Raw genomic sequence first — 1,149 nt, 5'->3', positions numbered from 1 at the left:
CGTACGCGCCGTCTGAGGAGCATGAGCTGCTGCGGAGTTCGGTGCGTGAGCTGGCCGAGGCCAAGATCGCTCCTTTCGCGGCGGAGGTGGATGAGGAGTCGCGGTTCCCGCAGGAGGCGTTGGACGCGTTGGTGGCGGGTGATCTGCATGCGGTGCACGTGCCCGAATCGTACGGGGGTGCGGGGGCGGATGCGCTGGCGACGGTGATCGTGATCGAGGAGGTGGCGCGGGTGTGCGCGTCCTCGTCGTTGATTCCGGCGGTGAACAAGCTGGGGACGGTGCCGGTTCTGCTGGCGGGGTCGGAGGGGTTGAAGGAGCGGTTCCTGGGGCCGGTGGCGCGGGGTGAGGCGATGTTCTCGTATGCGTTGTCGGAGGCGGATGCGGGGTCGGACGCGGCGGGGATGAGGACGCGTGCGGTGCGTGAGGGTGATGGGTGGGTTCTGAACGGGACCAAGATGTGGATCACCAATGCGGGGGTGTCGCGGTTCTACACGGTGATGGCGGTGACCGATCCGGGTGCGGGGGCGCGGGGGATCTCGGCGTTCGTGGTGGATTCGCAGGAGGATGCGGGGGTGTCGTTCGGTCCCAAGGAGCGCAAGCTGGGGATCAAGGGGTCGCCGACGCGTCAGGTGGTGTTGGAGGATGTGCGGGTTCCGGCGGATCGGATGATCGGGGCTGAGGGGACGGGGTTCAAGACGGCGCTGGCGACGTTGGACCATACGCGGATCACGATCGCGGCGCAGGCGCTGGGGATCGCGCAGGGGGCGCTGGACTTCGCGGTGGGGTATGTGAAGCAGCGGCGGCAGTTCGGCAAGGCGATCGCTGATTTCCAGGGTGTGCAGTTCATGCTGGCGGACATGGCGATGCGGCTGGAGGGGGCGCGGCAGCTGACGTATCACGCGGCGGTGAAGTCCGAGCGGGCGATGGCGGGGGAGCGGGTGCCGGATCTGACGTTCGTGTCGTCGGCGTGCAAGGCGCTGGCCTCGGATGTGGCGATGGACGTGACGACCGACGCGGTGCAGTTGCTGGGCGGGTACGGGTACACGCGGGAGTTCCCGGTGGAGCGGATGATGCGCGACGCCAAGATCACCCAGATCTACGAGGGCACCAACCAGATCCAGCGCATGGTCATGGCCCGCCAGATCCTCA

Annotated in this window: 1 protein-coding gene; it reads left to right on the top strand. The window is 67.8% G+C overall.

Features of this window, described 5'->3' with window-relative positions; all coding sequences use genetic code 11:
* A partial coding sequence (locus AB0K37_RS42290; RefSeq protein ID WP_363991903.1) for an acyl-CoA dehydrogenase family protein occupies positions 1-1,149 on the top strand: 1,149 nt, incomplete at both ends.

The sequence above is a fragment of the Actinomadura sp. NPDC049753 genome (assembly GCF_040674655.1).
Lineage (GTDB): Bacteria > Actinomycetota > Actinomycetes > Streptosporangiales > Streptosporangiaceae > Spirillospora > Spirillospora verrucosospora.
The sequence above is the reverse complement of the archived record's forward strand: the minus strand, read 5'-3'. Positions and strand labels throughout refer to the sequence as shown.